Below are 15,560 nucleotides of genomic sequence, written 5' to 3'. Positions count from 1 at the left end.
CCTCCTATGCTTTTGAATCAAAAACAGACCGTTTACTTTGAGGATCGTTTTGATTTTTAATATTTCCATAATTCATTTGTTTAATTGATGGAGCTATCATATCTAGATTCATCTGAACAAATTGTAAAGATTGATTGGCTAATTGCTGATTCAGTCCTTCTTGTGCTTTCAATTGCACAAGCGTTTCAGCTAGCTTTGTGGTTAATGATTCGAGTTGGTTGCGCTCATCACCATCGGGCAACGCTTCTAATATTGTCGTAACAGTTACATCATCACTAACCATTTGATGTGCTTCAGACCAAACCCTTGTACTGTCAAGTCTTTTTTTCTCCATGGTGTCTACAGCTTGGATATGCTTCTGCTCAGTCTTTAATAGTTTTTGTAAGGTCGTGATATCACCTTTCTTTAATAACTCCGTCTTTTCGAAAGATAACTCTAGTAAGCTTTGGTGGAGTTGTAACAGTCGCTCAAGCGACGACATGATCGACCCAATTGACATAAAGCAAAATCCTCCTTCGTTCATTTCTTAAACAGTGCTCTGGTCAGGTCATTCTTTTAAAGAGTAACACAATATATAAAACGAGCCTTCATTCAGTGGGCGCTTTCGTTTTCCCCAACTGATGGAACACAAGCTAACGTCTTCGCGTCGTGCGAAAACGCTTGTGTGACCAACATCCTGTTGGCCCGAGTGAATCCAAACATTAGCAGCCGTTATCACCCACCTCAATCGATTAGCTCTACGCTCTATTTTGAGGCGGGTAGTTTACGAGCGGTTAGCTGTGATAAATAACATAACCGTCTAAATAGCTGTTTGTTTTCCTGCTTATTTGCGCCAGAATGCGAGCATTTTCTTGGCAACTTGTTCTGCTTCTACTTTATATTGACCAGCATCTATTTCTTGTTTAATTGTATTAACATGCTGCTCTCTCGCAGGATGAACACCATTAAACTCTTGCATTTTCTTCGCTTGGTCCGAAATTTGCAATTGATCTGCCTTCTTCTGCTGTTCAGAACGAATTGGCGTTTGGCGATGCAATTGCTTTTGATATGGGTTCACGTTCGGTTGATTTGTGCCATTAATTTTCAAGACCGTTCACCTTCTTTCTTAGCCGCTTGCTTTTACTAATATTTATATCGGCGAATCCCTTAAATTGTTTAATCTTTTTTATTTAATTTATCAACAGCAAAATAAGTCTTTTGTCTAGCACGTTCTTCAGCCTTTTGTCGATCTTTTAATGTCTCAATTTCTTCTTGCTTTTTCAAATCTTTTGTTAAATCTGTTGAGCAGTCTGAACAAAGTTTCCCTTCTTTTATCTGTTGTCCACAACGTTCACAGGGGTATGTTAAATTAGGAAATTGACTTGCTCTCAAACGTTTTTCTCTAACAAACTTAATAATGAGTTCTTCCTCTACGCCTGTGCCTTCGACAATTTCCATCACCGTTGCTTGACGATTCTCTCGTTTCTTCATAAATTCATAAACAATCTGAAATTTTTTCTCTTCCTCTTTATAACAATCTTGACAAACAGGGCGTGTTAGTCGAACAAACAATTTGCCACAATTTACACAGTTTTCTAATTCACCCATGATCAACCCCACCTTTTTTATCTTAATCTTGTCCTCATTATAGCATAAAAAGAGCCTTCAATCAGTGGGCGTTTATGTTCTTCTCTCACTGATGGGTCATTGCGCGAATCAGGACATTAGCGGCCGTTAGCCCCATCTTAATAGATTGAACGCTTCACTCTATTTTGCGGCGGCGATTTACGGACGTTTATCTGTGATAAATATCGACTATTTTCGTTGGTTTTCAAGGGCTATCTTACTAAAGTAAAGCTAGAAATATTTCGATAACCATTTTCCTTTAGTATTTGTGCAGCATGATGAATGGTGGCACCTGTCGTATAGATATCATCAATTAATATGATCAACTCTGCATCTACTTGATCCATTAGTTCAAAAGGATTTTTCATCGTTAATCGTTGTTTGCGATTCTTCTTTGCTTGTTTCTCTCCTTCCGTTCGTCTTAGTAGCTGGACAGTAGGATAAGGGAGGCATTTGGCGATCGCTTCTGCCTGATTAAAACCTCTATTTTGAAGGCGCTTACTACTTAAAGGAATCGGAACAAGCACTGTTTTTTTGGGTAGTTTGGAATAAGCCGTTATGAATGTCTGCTTGATCATTAAAGACAAGGCTTCAATCAATATATAATCCCCGCGATATTTAAAACGCGTGATCAAGTCTTTTAAAAAAGGATTATAACGATAAACTGCACGATTTTTATTAATAAGCATGTGTGGACGCCAACGGTTACAGTCGTTACAAACACCGAGATCATTACGTCCGCAGTAGTCACAAGTCGGCTCTTCGATAACGTGCAATTGCACCTGACAATCCGAGCATAATGACTTGTCATGATTAAAATCAAATAAATGACACCATGTTATCTGGTGTTCAATCTCATGATCGCAATTCACACAATAAATAAAGCATCACTCCCTTACTAAAAACCCGCTTTTTTGTTCATACGTTTAATCGCTCTTACAGCATGAGCGATTGCTCTAGTTTTTCCACTATAAATAAAAATGACATCACCGTTAGGGTCTTTCGGATCTCGGCCTGCTCTTCCAGCAATTTGTACGAGTGCTGCTTGATCAAAAACATGGTGATCAGCCTGAAGTACAACCACATCAACTGAAGGAAAAGTGACACCACGTTCTAATATTGTTGTTGTTATTAAAATATCCAGTTGTTTGTCTCGGAACTGACGCACTTTATCTATGCGCTCGGCATCGTTAGCGTGGACAAGCATGACTCTCTGATCAGGGTATCGGCGTTTTATAACCGGAAATAGTTGGTTAGCTTGTTTAATCGTAGCTGTAAAAATGAGTAATTGTCGGTTTGGATCGGTACGTCCTTTATACCACGTCCAAAGGGAGGTTAAACCGTGGGAGTGATCAAACAGTGGGACGATTTTCAATTGGGGGATAGGCAACGGATAACCATGATAACGAACCGGGACAAAAATGGTAGGTAGGCGTTTAAGTCGCTTTTCTCTAGGTGTTGCCGTTAAATATATCGTTGTCGCCTGTTGGGTTTGCGCACGCTTTGTTGCATAAGGGAGGCTGGGATCAGCATGATATGGAAAAGCATCAACTTCATCAATAATCATCACGTCAAATGCGTGTTGATAACGTAACAGTTGATGCGTCGTTGCAATGGTCAGTTGACCTGTCTGTTGATGTGCACCATTTCCACCATATAACCCAACAATCTCGACGCCTAAAAAGGCTTGTTCAAAACGTGGGAGGAGCTCTCTAACAACATCGGCTCTTGGTGTTGCTAGGCAAATCCGTTTTTGACTTTTTAAAGCAAACGCTATACCTTCAAACAACATTTCAGTCTTCCCTGCTCCACAGACCGCATGGATAAGTAAGCTAGCTTGACCCGTTTTTATTGCATGATAAATACAATTAGAAGCTTTCTGTTGAGCTGGTGTAAGTTGACCCGACCAGACCATTGGATGAGCTAATTGGGGCCAGACAGGTTTTGGACCTGTCCACCAATAAAGGGGCGTACATGCCATCACTCGTCCCATATTAATACATTTTCGACAATAAGCGTGTGTCTTCTTGCAATTGGAGCAGGGCATTTCACCAAATAAATGTCGTTGTTTATTGCCACATCGCCGACATTGAAGAGATAGGAAGTTTTTTAAAAAAGGAGAGAGAGCAGTGAGTTTATTTGTTGCAAGATAATGGGTCATTTCAGGCTCTGAAAGCTGAAGTTCTTCATGGAGCAGTAAGCGTCCAGCCAATCTTTGCGCTTGATCATTCACATCTTAACACATCCTTTCCAAAGAGATTATCTATATTTTAGCATAGAACCCATTATAAAACGAACCATCAATCAGTGGACGGAGGGCTACAGGACGTAGGTCATGCAGACGTTGCCACAGGACGTGGCGGTCTTAGTCTGTAACCCTTCTTAAAGGCGTGGCGTTTTTAGTCTGCGATCTTACCCACCCATTGATTGTTAGTTAAGTAAATCAAGGAGATTATCACCCACCTCAATCGATTTGCTCTATTCTCTATTTTGAGATGGGGGGTTACGGACGGTTATCTGTGATAAATAATACACTAACCACACCAGAAAGGGATGTTGTTTTTCTTGATCATTAGAAAAATGGAGATTCTTAACATCCCATTCTTTGGTGAGATTTGATGGTCGGGAAACCAACCTTAGCTTACGTTGAAGAGAGGCTCTTTATCGTTCGCGCTTGAGATTCTATGTAACCTCCGACATAGCTAGGGGGGTTCATAGACCATAATAAAGGCTGTTAAGATTTGTCATCTCAACAGCCTTTTCCATTTCTATTTTAAGTACCAGCCTAAGCCAATTGATCCTTCTCCTAAATGCGTTGTAATTACCGCACCAAAGTAACTCATTGATAACTCTACATTTGGATAGCGTTTCTGTAGATCTTCAGCAATCTCTGCTGCCAATGACGGACAATTCGCATGAATCACAGTTGCTCGTATTGGTGCACCCGTTTTTGCATCTTGATCAAATAAGTCCAACAATCGTTTGAGTGCTTTCTTTTGTGTGCGAATTTTTTCAAATGGAACAATTTTAGTATCAACAAAATGGAGAATAGGTTTTACCTGCAACATGCTACCCACTAAAGCTTGTGCACCATTTAGCCTTCCACCACGATGGAGGTGTGTTAAATCGTCTACTAAGAAATAAGCACGCATCGATTGTTTCATTTCATTTAATTTGGCTAAAATCGTTTCTGGTGCTTCTCCCTCTTGAGCCATTTTAGCAGCTTCTAAAACATAAAAACCTTGAGGCATACAGCTAATTTCCGAATCAAATACATGAACATCAATATTGTCTACCATATCGCCTGCCGTTTGCATCGATTGGTAGGTTCCACTGATACCACTAGATAAATGAATAGCTATCACTGCATCATAGTGTTCAGCAAGCTGATTTAACCTTTCAGTCATATAACCTATCGAAGGTTGGGATGTCTTTGGGAATACTTTTGAATCTTTGACTAATGGATAAAATTCTTCTGCTTTTAATTCAACTTCTTCTTTGTAAGACACATCTCCAAACGTCACACTTAAAGGAACCATCTCAATCTGAAACGTCCGCCTAAGCTCTTCGGGTAGATATGCTGTACTATCTGTTAGAACCGCAACTTTCATTTTTATTACCGAACCTTTCTCTCACGACTATATTTGATTATGATAAAACGAAACTTCAATCAAGGGGGGTTTTGTTCTTCACCCCCTGATTGGTAGCTGGGTGAATCAGGACATTCGCGACCGTTAGCGCCCACGTTAATAGATTGAACGCGTCGCTCTATTTTGAGGGCGGGTGATTTACGGACGGTTATATTGTGATAAAATATTATTGCAATAACTTTATTCTAACGAATTCGTCGTTAAAATCATAGTGGTAACCTCAACATTTTTTGTGGAGTTGTGGGCGATGTATAGTCTGTGTGAATTGACTCAACCTAGTGAAATAAAAAACAATCTAGTAGTACCTGACACTAGATTGCTTTCTAAATGATTATATAACTTCTACCCAACCATTACGGATCGCTAAAACGACCGCCTGTGTTCGATCGTTAACACTCATTTTTTGTAAGATGTTGCTCACGTGATTTTTAACTGTTTTTTCACTAATAAATAATGTTTCTGAAATTCCACGATTACTTTTTCCATCCGCTAACAATTGTAATACTTCACACTCTCGACGTGTCAATAAATGGAGGGGCTTACGATACTCAATGTCTTCCAATCCTCCGTTTTCAACTTTTGTTAACCTTTGGAATTCCTTCACTAAATTATGCGTTACCTTTGGATGCAAATAAGCACCACCATCACTAACAATCTTTATCGCATCGATTAAAGCTTCTGAATCCATTTCTTTTAATAGATAGCCTTGTGCTCCTGATTTAAGTGCATGCGTAACATAGTTCTCATCGTCATGAATCGATAGAATAATAATTTTTACAGTTGGATGTTTGGCAAATAAGCGTTTCGTAGCTTGTACACCATTAATATGTGGCATATTTATATCCATTAATACAACATCCGGCTTGTGTTCTTCAACAATAGCAAGTGCTTCGTCACCATCGTCTCCTTCTGCTACCACTTCAAAGCTTTCTTCGAAGTCCAAAATCCGTTTAACACCTTCCCTAAACAAGACATGATCATCAATTAAGGCTATTTTCTTTGTCATTTCTTTCCCTCCAATTCAGCTCAACTTCTAATTCCAATATTGAAACCATTTTTCACATCTATTAGTCTATCTGTATCATCGGCTATTTGTCTATTTTGTGAAGTATTTGACATCAATAAAATAATGTTGAATCAAAGCATTTAAAAGAGTTATTTTTTTGTAACTTTTTCATCTAAGATCACTTATGATTTTATTATTTTCATTAATTGATCATTTTACTCATCGTTTGACGATTTGCCGAATTCTACTGTGCTAACTATGTTAGCTTTTCTTATACTTAGACCTTTGAGATTTTAACTGCGTTTTTTCTACTTCTTAAGCTAAAAATTTTTGCTAATGTGTAGAAATGGCGAACTGTCCTGCTTTTTTGACAATTCAAAATCCTAGCTTCATTATACATAAATATTAGTAAAATACATTAACAATTGGAATTATTAATGTAAATTTAATCAATTTGTCCTAATTTTTTAATGGGATTTTAATATAGATCGATGTACCTTTTCCTATTGTTGAATTGAGTTCCAAATCCCCATCTAACATTTCCACCCGTTCTCGCATCCCAATCAATCCAAAAGATTTATCTTTTTTTTGATGGACGTCAAAGCCCACACCGTCATCACGGACAGAGACACTTACATCTGTTTTATCAACATAGATATTCACTTGAATAAGCGTAGGACTTGCATGTTTGACTGCGTTCTGAACAGACTCTTGAATCATGCGGAACAACGCCACTTCATACTTAGACGCTAGACCTTCAAACTGACCCTGTTCTGATAATACAATCGTAATTTGATTGTAATCTTCCATATTGGCTAAGTACTTTCGAATCGTTGGAATTAAGCCGAGGTCATCTAAAGCCATCGGGCGAAGGTCATAGATAATACGGCGCACTTCGTATAACGATGATCGAACCATTGTGCGCATACTTTTAATTTCTGTCATCGCCTCTTCTCGACTCCGCTCTCTAAAGGTACGATCGACTAGATCAGCCCTTAATAAAATATTAGCTAGCATTTGAGCAGGGCCATCGTGGATCTCTCTGGAGATACGACGGCGTTCTTCCTCTTGCGCTTCAATAATCTTCAAGCCAAACGATTGTTTTTGATTGGCATCTTGAATGAGATCACCAATTTGCTTAAAATCATCTGTTAAGTATGTAGATATAATTGAAACCTTACTAACTAAGCTTGTCCCACGCTCAATCATTTGTTCTAAAGATTTTAATCGACGTTCAATATAATCACGACGATGGCGCAAGGATAATTCACGTTCACGCTTCATTTTTAACTCGGTTTGTAAAGCATGCGTCTTTTCATAGACTTCTCGTATCTCTTCTTCTGAATAAATATTAAAATTCTCACTCACTTGCGCGAGACGATTACGTGCTAGGCGCTCTTTTTTCTCTAGTTGCTCAGAATCTGTGATCAATTGTTTTACTTTCAAACGGATTTCTTCTAATTGTTCAGAAAGCGTCTTGTACTCTCTACGAGATTCTTCCGTTATCTCATATATTTCATCTTTACTATGCTCAACAACTTCTACCATTTCATCAATCACTTGGTCAAGATTCTTATGATCACTTGGCTTCATTTTAATTCCCCTATTTTCCCTTTTAACTATTCCTATCATACCATAACTGCTGAATTTTTGTTTACCATTCGTTTTAAAAACAACCAAAGAAATAAGAAGAAAAGCTAATCATTTTACCTTGGCACCGACTATGTAAGCGTTATAATGTAAGAGAGATCTTAATACGAGGGAGGCTAGTTATGAATCGGTTATTATTTCAACTAGCAGAATGGATCACTAGGTTAGCCTTTCTAAATTTACTTTGGTTAACCTTTACCTTTATAGGTTTTGTTATATTTGGATTTTTTCCTGCCACTATTTCAACCTTTGCTATCATAAGAAAATGGATCAAAGGACAGACTGATTTACCTATTTTCAAAACATTTTGGTCCATATTTCGTCAAGAGTTTGTCAAAGCGAACGGATACGGCCTTGTCATTGCGACCGTTGGAGGGATTAGTTATATCCATTTAGTTTTCTTATCTTTACATCGCGATTCAAGTTTATTGTTCGTTCAATTACCCTTATATTTATTTTTATTTTTTGCTTTGTTAACACTACTATATTTGTTTCCCGTTTACGTGCATTATAATCTTGGTTTCTTTACTGTCATTAAACAAGCATTTTTATTAATGTTAATCCATCCACTTCATAATATGGCAATGTTAGTTGGTATTAGCCTAACCATTTTTGTTTTTAATTATATACCAGGTCTTACTTTTTTCTTTGCTGGCTCATTTATTGCATTTTTATTAATGGGTACTTGTTACCAAATATTTCAATCCATCGAAGAAAAACAACAAAGCCGAACAGCTGCTTGAAAATGATGCTGTTCGGACATTTTTATCACAGATAATTCCTCTGTAAAGCGGCTGCAAAATAGAGCGATGCATTCAATCTATTAAGAAATTTAGTTCTAAGCATACAAGAAGCTATCCTCTTTCGTTAAAAGACACGCGCCATGCACGTGTCTTTTACTAATATGTTTTTGGTTATCCTTTGACTGATCCTGCTGCAATACCTTCAACAATCCGATTACTTAAAAAGAAGAAAGCAATCAGAATAGGAACAATACTAATCATAAGCGTCGCACCAATGGCACCCCAGTCTGTCAAATATTGACCAACGAAATTTTGAATACCTACCGTTAATGTCTTGTATCGGTCAGAACTAATAAACGTGTTAACAAAAACAAATTCATTCCAATTGTAAATCATATTAATGATCATTGTCGTTGACAATACTGGTGTAGTTATTGGTAAGGTAATTTGGAAGAAGATACGATGTACTGAACAACCGTCCATCACTGCTGCTTCTTCAATTTCCCTAGGCAACGTTCGATAAAAGCCGATTAAAATCATGATTGTTAACGGCATATTATATGCCGTATAAGCCAGTACAATAGAAACAGGATTATCTAATAAATTTAGATTCAAAAAGAATTGAAATAATGGAACAAGTGTTGAATGAATCGGAATCATATAACCTACCATAAACAAAAGTAAAACAAATTTGTTTAATTTCCAATTCATACGTGTAATCGCAAAAGTAACAAAGCTAGCTAATATCACGGTTAAAACAACGGCTGACACAGTAATGAATACACTATTGAAAAAGTAAGTATTCATATTCCCGCTCGTCCAAACTCTCGCATAGTTTTCCCAGAGCCAACCTTCAGGTAATGCGAAAGGAGATCGACCAAAAATTTCAGCATTCCCTTTTAACGAAAAGAAAAACAACCAAATTAATGGGTAAATTTGAAAGACTGCAATCAACCCTAATACAAGGTACAATATCGCATATCCAATCCGTTTCAAGCTATTTTTTTCTCCAACTGCGGACAAAACTGTCATGATAGATCTCCCCCCTTAATATTGAATGTCATCTTTAGTTGCCATGACTTTTTGAATGACCCACGTCGTTAACAAAGCAAGAATAAGTAATGCGAAACCAAGCGCACTACCATAACCGAAGTTGTACCGTCCAAATGCTTCTTTATACATATAAGAGGCAATGACCTCACTTGCTCCATTTGGACCGCCACCTGTCATAACAAAGATAAGATCAAAGTACTTTAAAGAACCAACAATCGCTAATATAACAGTTGTCTTAATCACGCCAGAAATAAGAGGCACCTTGATCTTCCAAGCAATTTGTAAAGGCGTTGCCCCATCTATTTCAGCAGCTTCTATAAGTGATGAAGGAATACCTTTTAAAGCAGCACTGTAAATAATGATATAAAAACCAGCATATTGCCAAATAATCGCTATAAAAATCGCTATTAAGACAGTGCTTCGATCAGATAACCAGGCAGGGGGATTTTCTACTCCGATTGTTCTTAATAAACTATTCAACATCCCATTATTTGGATCATAAATTTTAATCCATAGTTGGGCAATCGCTACTGATGAAAGCAACATCGGAATAAGATAAATTTTTCGTAATAAATCAGATCCTTTTATTTTCCCTGATAAAACTAAGGATACAGCTAAATACATAATTAAGCTTAATGTTGAAAATAGAGCAAGCAAGAAAGAGTTGCGCGCACTAAACCAAAAAGTTGAATCTTGTAATAAATGAATATAATTATCTAAGCCGATAAAGCTCATCTCACCAATACCATCCCACTGCATCATTCCATAATAACCGGTCATAACGATCGGGATATAGACAAGGGCTCCTAATAGGATAAGGGAAGGTAAAACATATAATGCAATGATCCATTTATTTGACATCACTTTATTCATGATGATCGCTCCCTTCATAATTATTTTTTCTCTTATTTGCAAACACAGCATGTCTTTATCTCAATTGATTAACGGGTAAAACAATGTGCGGTGAGACAAAAGAGTAATTAGAAAAGATAAAACAAACCTTCAATTATTGGGCGGAGGGCTACAGGACGTAGGTCATGCAGACGTTGCCACAGGACGTGGCGGTCTTAGTCTGTAATCCTTCTTAAGGACGTGGCGGCCTTAGTCTGTAATCCTTCTTAAAGATGTGGCGGTTTTAGTCTACGACCTTCCCCACCCACTGATGGGTTTTTGCGTGAATCAGGACATTAGCGTCCGTTAGCTACCACCTAAATAGATGCCCACTTTTCTCTATTTTAAGGCGGGCGTTTTACGGACGGCTATTCGTGACAAAATCCTAACATTAATATCTAGGCATATATATAAGTACTTAGGCAAAACACTTCGCTTTCACTCTCCCAAGCACAAGGGAGACATCTTGGTAAACGCAGTGTCTCCCTAGCCGTGGGCACAGCTTTAGCTAACTATGTGAAGAAGAACACTTCACACAGGCGTCTGCATGTTTTGCCTACGTTTTGTCCAGATTATTCAAATTTTTATTCTTTCTTTTTACCTATATCTCAATCTCATTATTTACTCTCTTCATTAATCTTCATTTGAGAGGGCTTGTTCTTGTCGTTCAGCAAATTCTTCAGGTGTCACTTCCCCTCCAAAAATAGCCTGAATCATATTCAAGTGGACATCAGCAGTGCTAGCGCTCATTTGTACATCAGCATATAATGTCAAATTAGTTGCTTCATTTAAATCGTCCAAAATGTCAATATACATTTGTGGTAAATCTAAGCCCTCTGTGTCAACTGTCGTTGCTGGGATAACACCTGCATCAGTAACTGACATCTCGCCCCAGCGTTCAACAAAGTAGGAAACAAATTCAAGGGCTTCTTCTTTCACGTCAGATTGCTCACTTACAAATAGCCCAACACCTGGTCCACCTACATAACTATTAATCTCTCCTGCTCCGCCTTCTACTGTTGGAAATTTGAAATAACCTACAGAATCTCTGAATTCCTGTGGATTGTCGTCATTTGTTGTCCATTCTGGTAAATCCCAAGTCGCCATTAAATACATAGCTGCTTGTTCATTAATAAAGTAACCCTTCGCTTCATCATTACCTAAACCATTGTAACCATTAATAAAGGCATCCATTTCAACAAGTTCTCTAATCTGAGCAGCTGCCTCAATAAGAGCAGGATCTTCAAAGCTACCTTCTCGGCTAATTGCATCATTTAATGCATCTGGTCCGCCGATACGATCTGCCAAGTACATATACCACATTGAACCTGTCCAAGCATCACGATTACCTACTGTAATTGGTGTCACATCATTATCAACAAGCGTTTGGACGACCTCTTTAAATTCGTCCCAAGTCTCCGGAACATCTAAACCATGTTCCTCAAAGATCGCTTGATTATAATAGACAGGTGTAATATTCAGTTCAAGTGGTAATCCATAAATACCACCGTCCACCTCATAAGCTTCAGCGGTACCCGGAACAAAATCATCTGTTACTAAGTCGCTTAAATCTGTAAACATATCTCCTCTTGCATACGGTTCAATGAATCCCCCTGCCCAGGTCATTCCGACATCCGGCAACTCATTAGCAGCACCAATAACACTCAAGTTTTCACGATATTGTTCGTTACCTAGTATTTCCATGTTGATTGTTACACCTGGATGGTCTGCTTCAAATTCATCAACAATTTCCTGGACAATCTCATTGTGCTGACGAGAACTTCCTGCTGGCCATAAATGCATAAAATCAATAACAACATCGTCGTTTGAACCGCTTTCATTTTCTTGGTTGTTAGCATCTGAGGCATCATTACCACAGGCAACCAATCCAATTAATAAAACCGTTAAGATAAGTAAAAAAGTATGTTTTCTAAACATGACCTTACCCCCTAAAAATTGTAGTATAACGAACTTGCATTGATAGTTTATCACGTAAACAAAGATACGATAAGGTCACAGTATTCAGCTAAAATTCCATTATTTTTAGAAAGCGTTTTCACTATCTTTCCTAAATGAACTTGGTGTTTTTTTCTCTAATTCTTTAAAGACTTTATTAAAGTACTTTGGTGTATGGTAGCCTACTTTTTCAGCAATTTCAGTAACATTTAAATCCGTCGTTAATAATAATTGCTTAGCATGTTGAATTCGTATTCTCGTTAAGTAATCTGTGAAAGAAACATTTAATTCTTCTTTAAATAATGTACTTAAATAACTTGGATTTAAATGGACATATGCGGCCACTTTCTTTAAAGTGATTGCTTCAGCAAAATGGTTCTCAATAAAGGTTACAGCATGTCTAACAGAACGCGAATATGTCTCATCGGTATGGAGATGAATAATTTTATCATCAACAATCTTAGCTATCACTTCCGATTTTTCTTGTTGCTCTTGTTTCCGCAATGCTTCACTTACAGATTCGATCAGCTTCTCTTTTCCAATTGGCTTGACTAAATAATTGATAACACCTAATCTTAATGCTTCTTGGGCATATTCAAACTCAGAATAAGCCGAAATAATAATAACGGTTGGTTTAATAGCTTGTTTCTCTAAGGTGGTTAGTAATTTGAGTCCAGTCATTTCAGGCATACGAATATCAGTAATAAGTAAATGGATCGAGTGTTTTTTTAAATATTCCATTGCAGCATAAGCATCATTTAAGCAGATAATATTAAATTGACCTTCAGACCATCGTTCTAACGTACGCTTCAGTCCTTCTCTTGTTCTTGGTTCATCATCTACGATTAAGATCTTCTTCGTATTCATTACACCTCATCCTTTATCATTGGGATAATAAAGCTAATTTCAGTTCCTTTGTTTAATTCACTACAAATCTGAATGCCTCGGGTTTGGTCAGGGTTAAAATAAAGTTGCAAACGTCTTTCTACATTAACCAATGCCATCCCATTTCCTGATGAGTGCACGCCATTACGTGCTCTAATTGATTGATAGATTGATTGAACCCTTTCTTCTGACATCCCACTTCCATCATCTTTTACAGAAATAAACACCGTTGAATGGCTTTGAACTTTAGTAATTGTTAGACTAATCCTTCCTTTACCTAATCGATTACCAATACCATGTAAAACCGCATTTTCAACTAATGGTTGTATTAATAATTTAGGAAGCCGTATCGTTAGTAGCTCTTCTTCAACATCAAATTGACAAGTTAATCGATCACCATAACGCATCTTCATGATCTGCATATAGTGCTTAATGTGGGCTATTTCTTCTTTTAAATACACCCATTCTTCATCATTTGATCGCGTAATCGTGTAGCGAAACAAATCGGACATCGATAAAACCATCTCAGCTAATTCAAGCTCATCATGCTCCTCTAACGACCAATATAGTGAATCTAGTGTATTAAATAAAAAATGGGGATTAATTTGGGCTTGTAATGCTTTTAGCTCTGTCCGACTTTTTATCAATTCTCTCTCGTAAACCATTTGAATTAAATAGTTGGTTTGTTCAGCTAATTGATTGTATGTATCGTTCAATTCATTAATCTCATTTGATGCTGTGCTTTGAGGCGTGAGTGTCAGTACTCCTTCTCCAGCTCGACGCATTGTATCTGTCAATTTATGTATCGGATTGGTGATATATGTCGATAAAAAATACGAGAGGATAAAAAAGATAATAAATCCAACTAACCCTGAAATGACAATAACTGTTCTTAACACGGGTAGGCCTTCTGTTAAGCGACGCATAGGTGTTAACATGGTGACATTCCAATTTGTTTCATTAGATGTTTCACTAATACGAAGATAACTTTCTTGATCGATTATTTCATTAACATTTTCAGCATCCCAATCCACCTGGCCAGTAAATTGGGGATAGTTAGAAGAGATTAAACGACCAGTTTGATCAGTCACGATCATTAATGGATCTTGCTCGTTTGTTTGTTGCGTTTGAAAATAATTTTTATTAACACGAATTAATAAATAACCCCCATTCGTAAAATACTGATCAATTAAGCGAACGCTGCGAATCAATAAAAAATAATTCGGATTGAGTTGATCTTCTCCAATCCAAACTAACCGCCCACGTGCTTGATCCGCAAGCTCAACCCACTGCATATCAATTTGAGCAGCTAGTCCAGGTCCGTCAAGAGGAATAATTTTTTGATAATCATTATTAAACAATTCAGTTACATAAATGCCCTCTGCATTCGCTTGCAATCGACTCGTAATCGTAATCAGTTCTTGCTTATCGCTAAAGCTTGCTGGTAACCCATGCCATTCGTTATACATGATTGATTGGAGCGAATCATTTGTTACCATTTGTTTCGTAATAAGGTTAAGCTGTTCAAACAGCGAATCATAACGACCGATGGCTTCGTTAGCCGTTTGTTGAATCTGTTCTTCCGCGTTATCTTTTAGCATCGTCGCTACTTGATTAAAGATAAGATAACTAACCGTAAATAAAACAAGTAGCAAAACAAATAAATAGACGGCAAGAATTTGATTTCTTAATGTATTCCATTTTCGCGCTAAACGCATAAGACGCGCTCCTTTTTCCAATAAAATGACCCTCCAATCAAAGAGGATTCTTCTATGCTTTGAGTTGGGATGTTACCACCAATCTGTTCCATAACAAACCATTTCGTATCCGCTTCCATAATATCAAGTTTGTTAGTCTTTGTCCATTCGGTATACTAAGGAAATCGCTGACTTTACTCAACTTTCGTAGTTAAAAAACGCGAATACATTTTATGCTATAGCAAAAAGCCTGTGGTTAAGTATAGACTTGACTATGCTCCATATATAACGAACCTTCAATCAATGGGCGGAGGGCTACAGGACGTGGCGGTTTTAGTCTACGATCTTACCCACCCACTAATTGTTAGTTAAGTAAATCAGATAGTAAGGGTTCCCTAAATCTGCAAATCCCCAGTTTATAATT

Annotated in this window: 14 protein-coding genes; 1 reads left to right on the top strand and 13 read right to left on the bottom strand. The window is 37.5% G+C overall.

The features are described 5' to 3' along the window. Positions 1-4: 4 nt before the first annotated feature. The 8 genes from JOE23_RS01295 to JOE23_RS01260 all read right to left on the bottom strand — a co-directional run bounded on the left by JOE23_RS01295 (position 5) and on the right by JOE23_RS01260 (position 7,854). Entirely contained in the window at positions 5-499 is a 495-nt protein-coding gene (locus JOE23_RS01295) for a flagellar protein FlgN (protein WP_204435487.1), read from the bottom strand. A 324-nt stretch (positions 500-823) separates the two neighbouring features. Next, positions 824-1,087, bottom strand: a complete 264-nt coding sequence (flgM, locus tag JOE23_RS01290; protein ID WP_204435486.1) for a flagellar biosynthesis anti-sigma factor FlgM — start codon at positions 1,085-1,087, stop codon at positions 824-826. 68 nt (positions 1,088-1,155) lie between these two features. After that, entirely contained in the window at positions 1,156-1,587 is a 432-nt protein-coding gene (locus JOE23_RS01285; RefSeq protein ID WP_204435485.1) for a TIGR03826 family flagellar region protein, read from the bottom strand. A 230-nt stretch (positions 1,588-1,817) separates the two neighbouring features. After that, complete coding sequence (locus JOE23_RS01280) at positions 1,818-2,387, bottom strand: ComF family protein (RefSeq protein ID WP_204435484.1); 570 nt, start codon at positions 2,385-2,387, stop codon at positions 1,818-1,820. A gap of 116 nt (positions 2,388-2,503) precedes the next feature. Further along, positions 2,504-3,838: a DEAD/DEAH box helicase family protein gene (locus tag JOE23_RS01275; RefSeq protein ID WP_204435483.1), complete on the bottom strand. Its 1,335-nt coding sequence runs from the start codon at positions 3,836-3,838 to the stop codon at positions 2,504-2,506. 535 nt (positions 3,839-4,373) lie between these two features. Further along, a complete protein-coding gene (locus JOE23_RS01270) occupies positions 4,374-5,216 on the bottom strand; it encodes a DegV family protein (RefSeq protein WP_204435482.1) in 843 nt (280 codons plus the stop codon). 370 nt (positions 5,217-5,586) lie between these two features. After that, positions 5,587-6,261 (bottom strand): response regulator, encoded by a 675-nt coding sequence (locus JOE23_RS01265; protein ID WP_204435481.1) that lies wholly within the window; start codon positions 6,259-6,261, stop codon positions 5,587-5,589. Positions 6,262-6,720: 459 nt separating this feature from the next. Then, positions 6,721-7,854: a sensor histidine kinase gene (locus JOE23_RS01260; RefSeq protein ID WP_204435480.1), complete on the bottom strand. Its 1,134-nt coding sequence runs from the start codon at positions 7,852-7,854 to the stop codon at positions 6,721-6,723. Positions 7,855-8,033: 179 nt separating this feature from the next. On the opposite strand from JOE23_RS01260, the gene JOE23_RS01255 reads away from it, so the two are divergent. Next, positions 8,034-8,654, top strand: a complete 621-nt coding sequence (locus JOE23_RS01255) for a YesL family protein (RefSeq protein ID WP_204435479.1) — start codon at positions 8,034-8,036, stop codon at positions 8,652-8,654. 171 nt (positions 8,655-8,825) lie between these two features. Here the strand turns inward: JOE23_RS01255 and JOE23_RS01250 are convergent, their stop codons facing one another. The 5 genes from JOE23_RS01250 to JOE23_RS01230 form a co-directional block, all read right to left on the bottom strand. Further along, a complete protein-coding gene (locus JOE23_RS01250; RefSeq protein ID WP_204435478.1) occupies positions 8,826-9,686 on the bottom strand; it encodes a carbohydrate ABC transporter permease in 861 nt (286 codons plus the stop codon). A 15-nt stretch (positions 9,687-9,701) separates the two neighbouring features. Further along, positions 9,702-10,580 carry a carbohydrate ABC transporter permease gene (locus tag JOE23_RS01245; RefSeq protein ID WP_204435477.1) on the bottom strand — a complete coding sequence of 293 codons (879 nt, stop codon included), beginning with the start codon at positions 10,578-10,580 and terminating at the stop codon, positions 9,702-9,704. Between the two features lie 651 nt (positions 10,581-11,231). Beyond that, positions 11,232-12,536 (bottom strand): extracellular solute-binding protein, encoded by a 1,305-nt coding sequence (locus JOE23_RS01240; RefSeq protein ID WP_204435476.1) that lies wholly within the window; start codon positions 12,534-12,536, stop codon positions 11,232-11,234. Between the two features lie 105 nt (positions 12,537-12,641). After that, on the bottom strand, positions 12,642-13,421 hold the full coding sequence (locus JOE23_RS01235) for a response regulator transcription factor (protein WP_204435475.1): 780 nt from the start codon (positions 13,419-13,421) through the stop codon (positions 12,642-12,644). Further along, positions 13,421-15,178: a sensor histidine kinase gene (locus JOE23_RS01230; protein WP_239585198.1), complete on the bottom strand. Its 1,758-nt coding sequence runs from the start codon at positions 15,176-15,178 to the stop codon at positions 13,421-13,423. The genes JOE23_RS01235 and JOE23_RS01230 overlap by 1 nt, the downstream gene beginning before the upstream one ends. Positions 15,179-15,560 lie beyond the last annotated feature (382 nt).

The organism is Amphibacillus cookii (genome assembly GCF_016908375.1).
Classification (GTDB): Bacteria; Bacillota; Bacilli; order Bacillales; family Amphibacillaceae; genus Amphibacillus_C; species Amphibacillus_C cookii.
The sequence above is the reverse complement of the archived record's forward strand: the minus strand, read 5'-3'. Positions and strand labels throughout refer to the sequence as shown.

What these genes read in the sequence shown, in the direction of transcription:
- JOE23_RS01295 (WP_204435487.1), bottom strand. Translation starts at nt 499, where the DNA reads ATGTCAATTGGGTCGATCATGTCGTCGCTTGAGCGACTGTTACAACTC.
- JOE23_RS01285 (WP_204435485.1), bottom strand. Translation starts at nt 1,587, where the DNA reads ATGGGTGAATTAGAAAACTGTGTAAATTGTGGCAAATTGTTTGTTCGA.
- JOE23_RS01270 (WP_204435482.1), bottom strand. Translation starts at nt 5,216, where the DNA reads ATGAAAGTTGCGGTTCTAACAGATAGTACAGCATATCTACCCGAAGAG.
- JOE23_RS01265 (WP_204435481.1), bottom strand. Translation starts at nt 6,261, where the DNA reads ATGACAAAGAAAATAGCCTTAATTGATGATCATGTCTTGTTTAGGGAA.
- JOE23_RS01260 (WP_204435480.1), bottom strand. Translation starts at nt 7,854, where the DNA reads ATGAAGCCAAGTGATCATAAGAATCTTGACCAAGTGATTGATGAAATG.
- JOE23_RS01255 (WP_204435479.1), top strand. Translation starts at nt 8,034, where the DNA reads ATGAATCGGTTATTATTTCAACTAGCAGAATGGATCACTAGGTTAGCC.
- JOE23_RS01250 (WP_204435478.1), bottom strand. Translation starts at nt 9,686, where the DNA reads ATGACAGTTTTGTCCGCAGTTGGAGAAAAAAATAGCTTGAAACGGATT.
- JOE23_RS01245 (WP_204435477.1), bottom strand. Translation starts at nt 10,580, where the DNA reads ATGAATAAAGTGATGTCAAATAAATGGATCATTGCATTATATGTTTTA.
- JOE23_RS01240 (WP_204435476.1), bottom strand. Translation starts at nt 12,536, where the DNA reads ATGTTTAGAAAACATACTTTTTTACTTATCTTAACGGTTTTATTAATT.
- JOE23_RS01235 (WP_204435475.1), bottom strand. Translation starts at nt 13,421, where the DNA reads ATGAATACGAAGAAGATCTTAATCGTAGATGATGAACCAAGAACAAGA.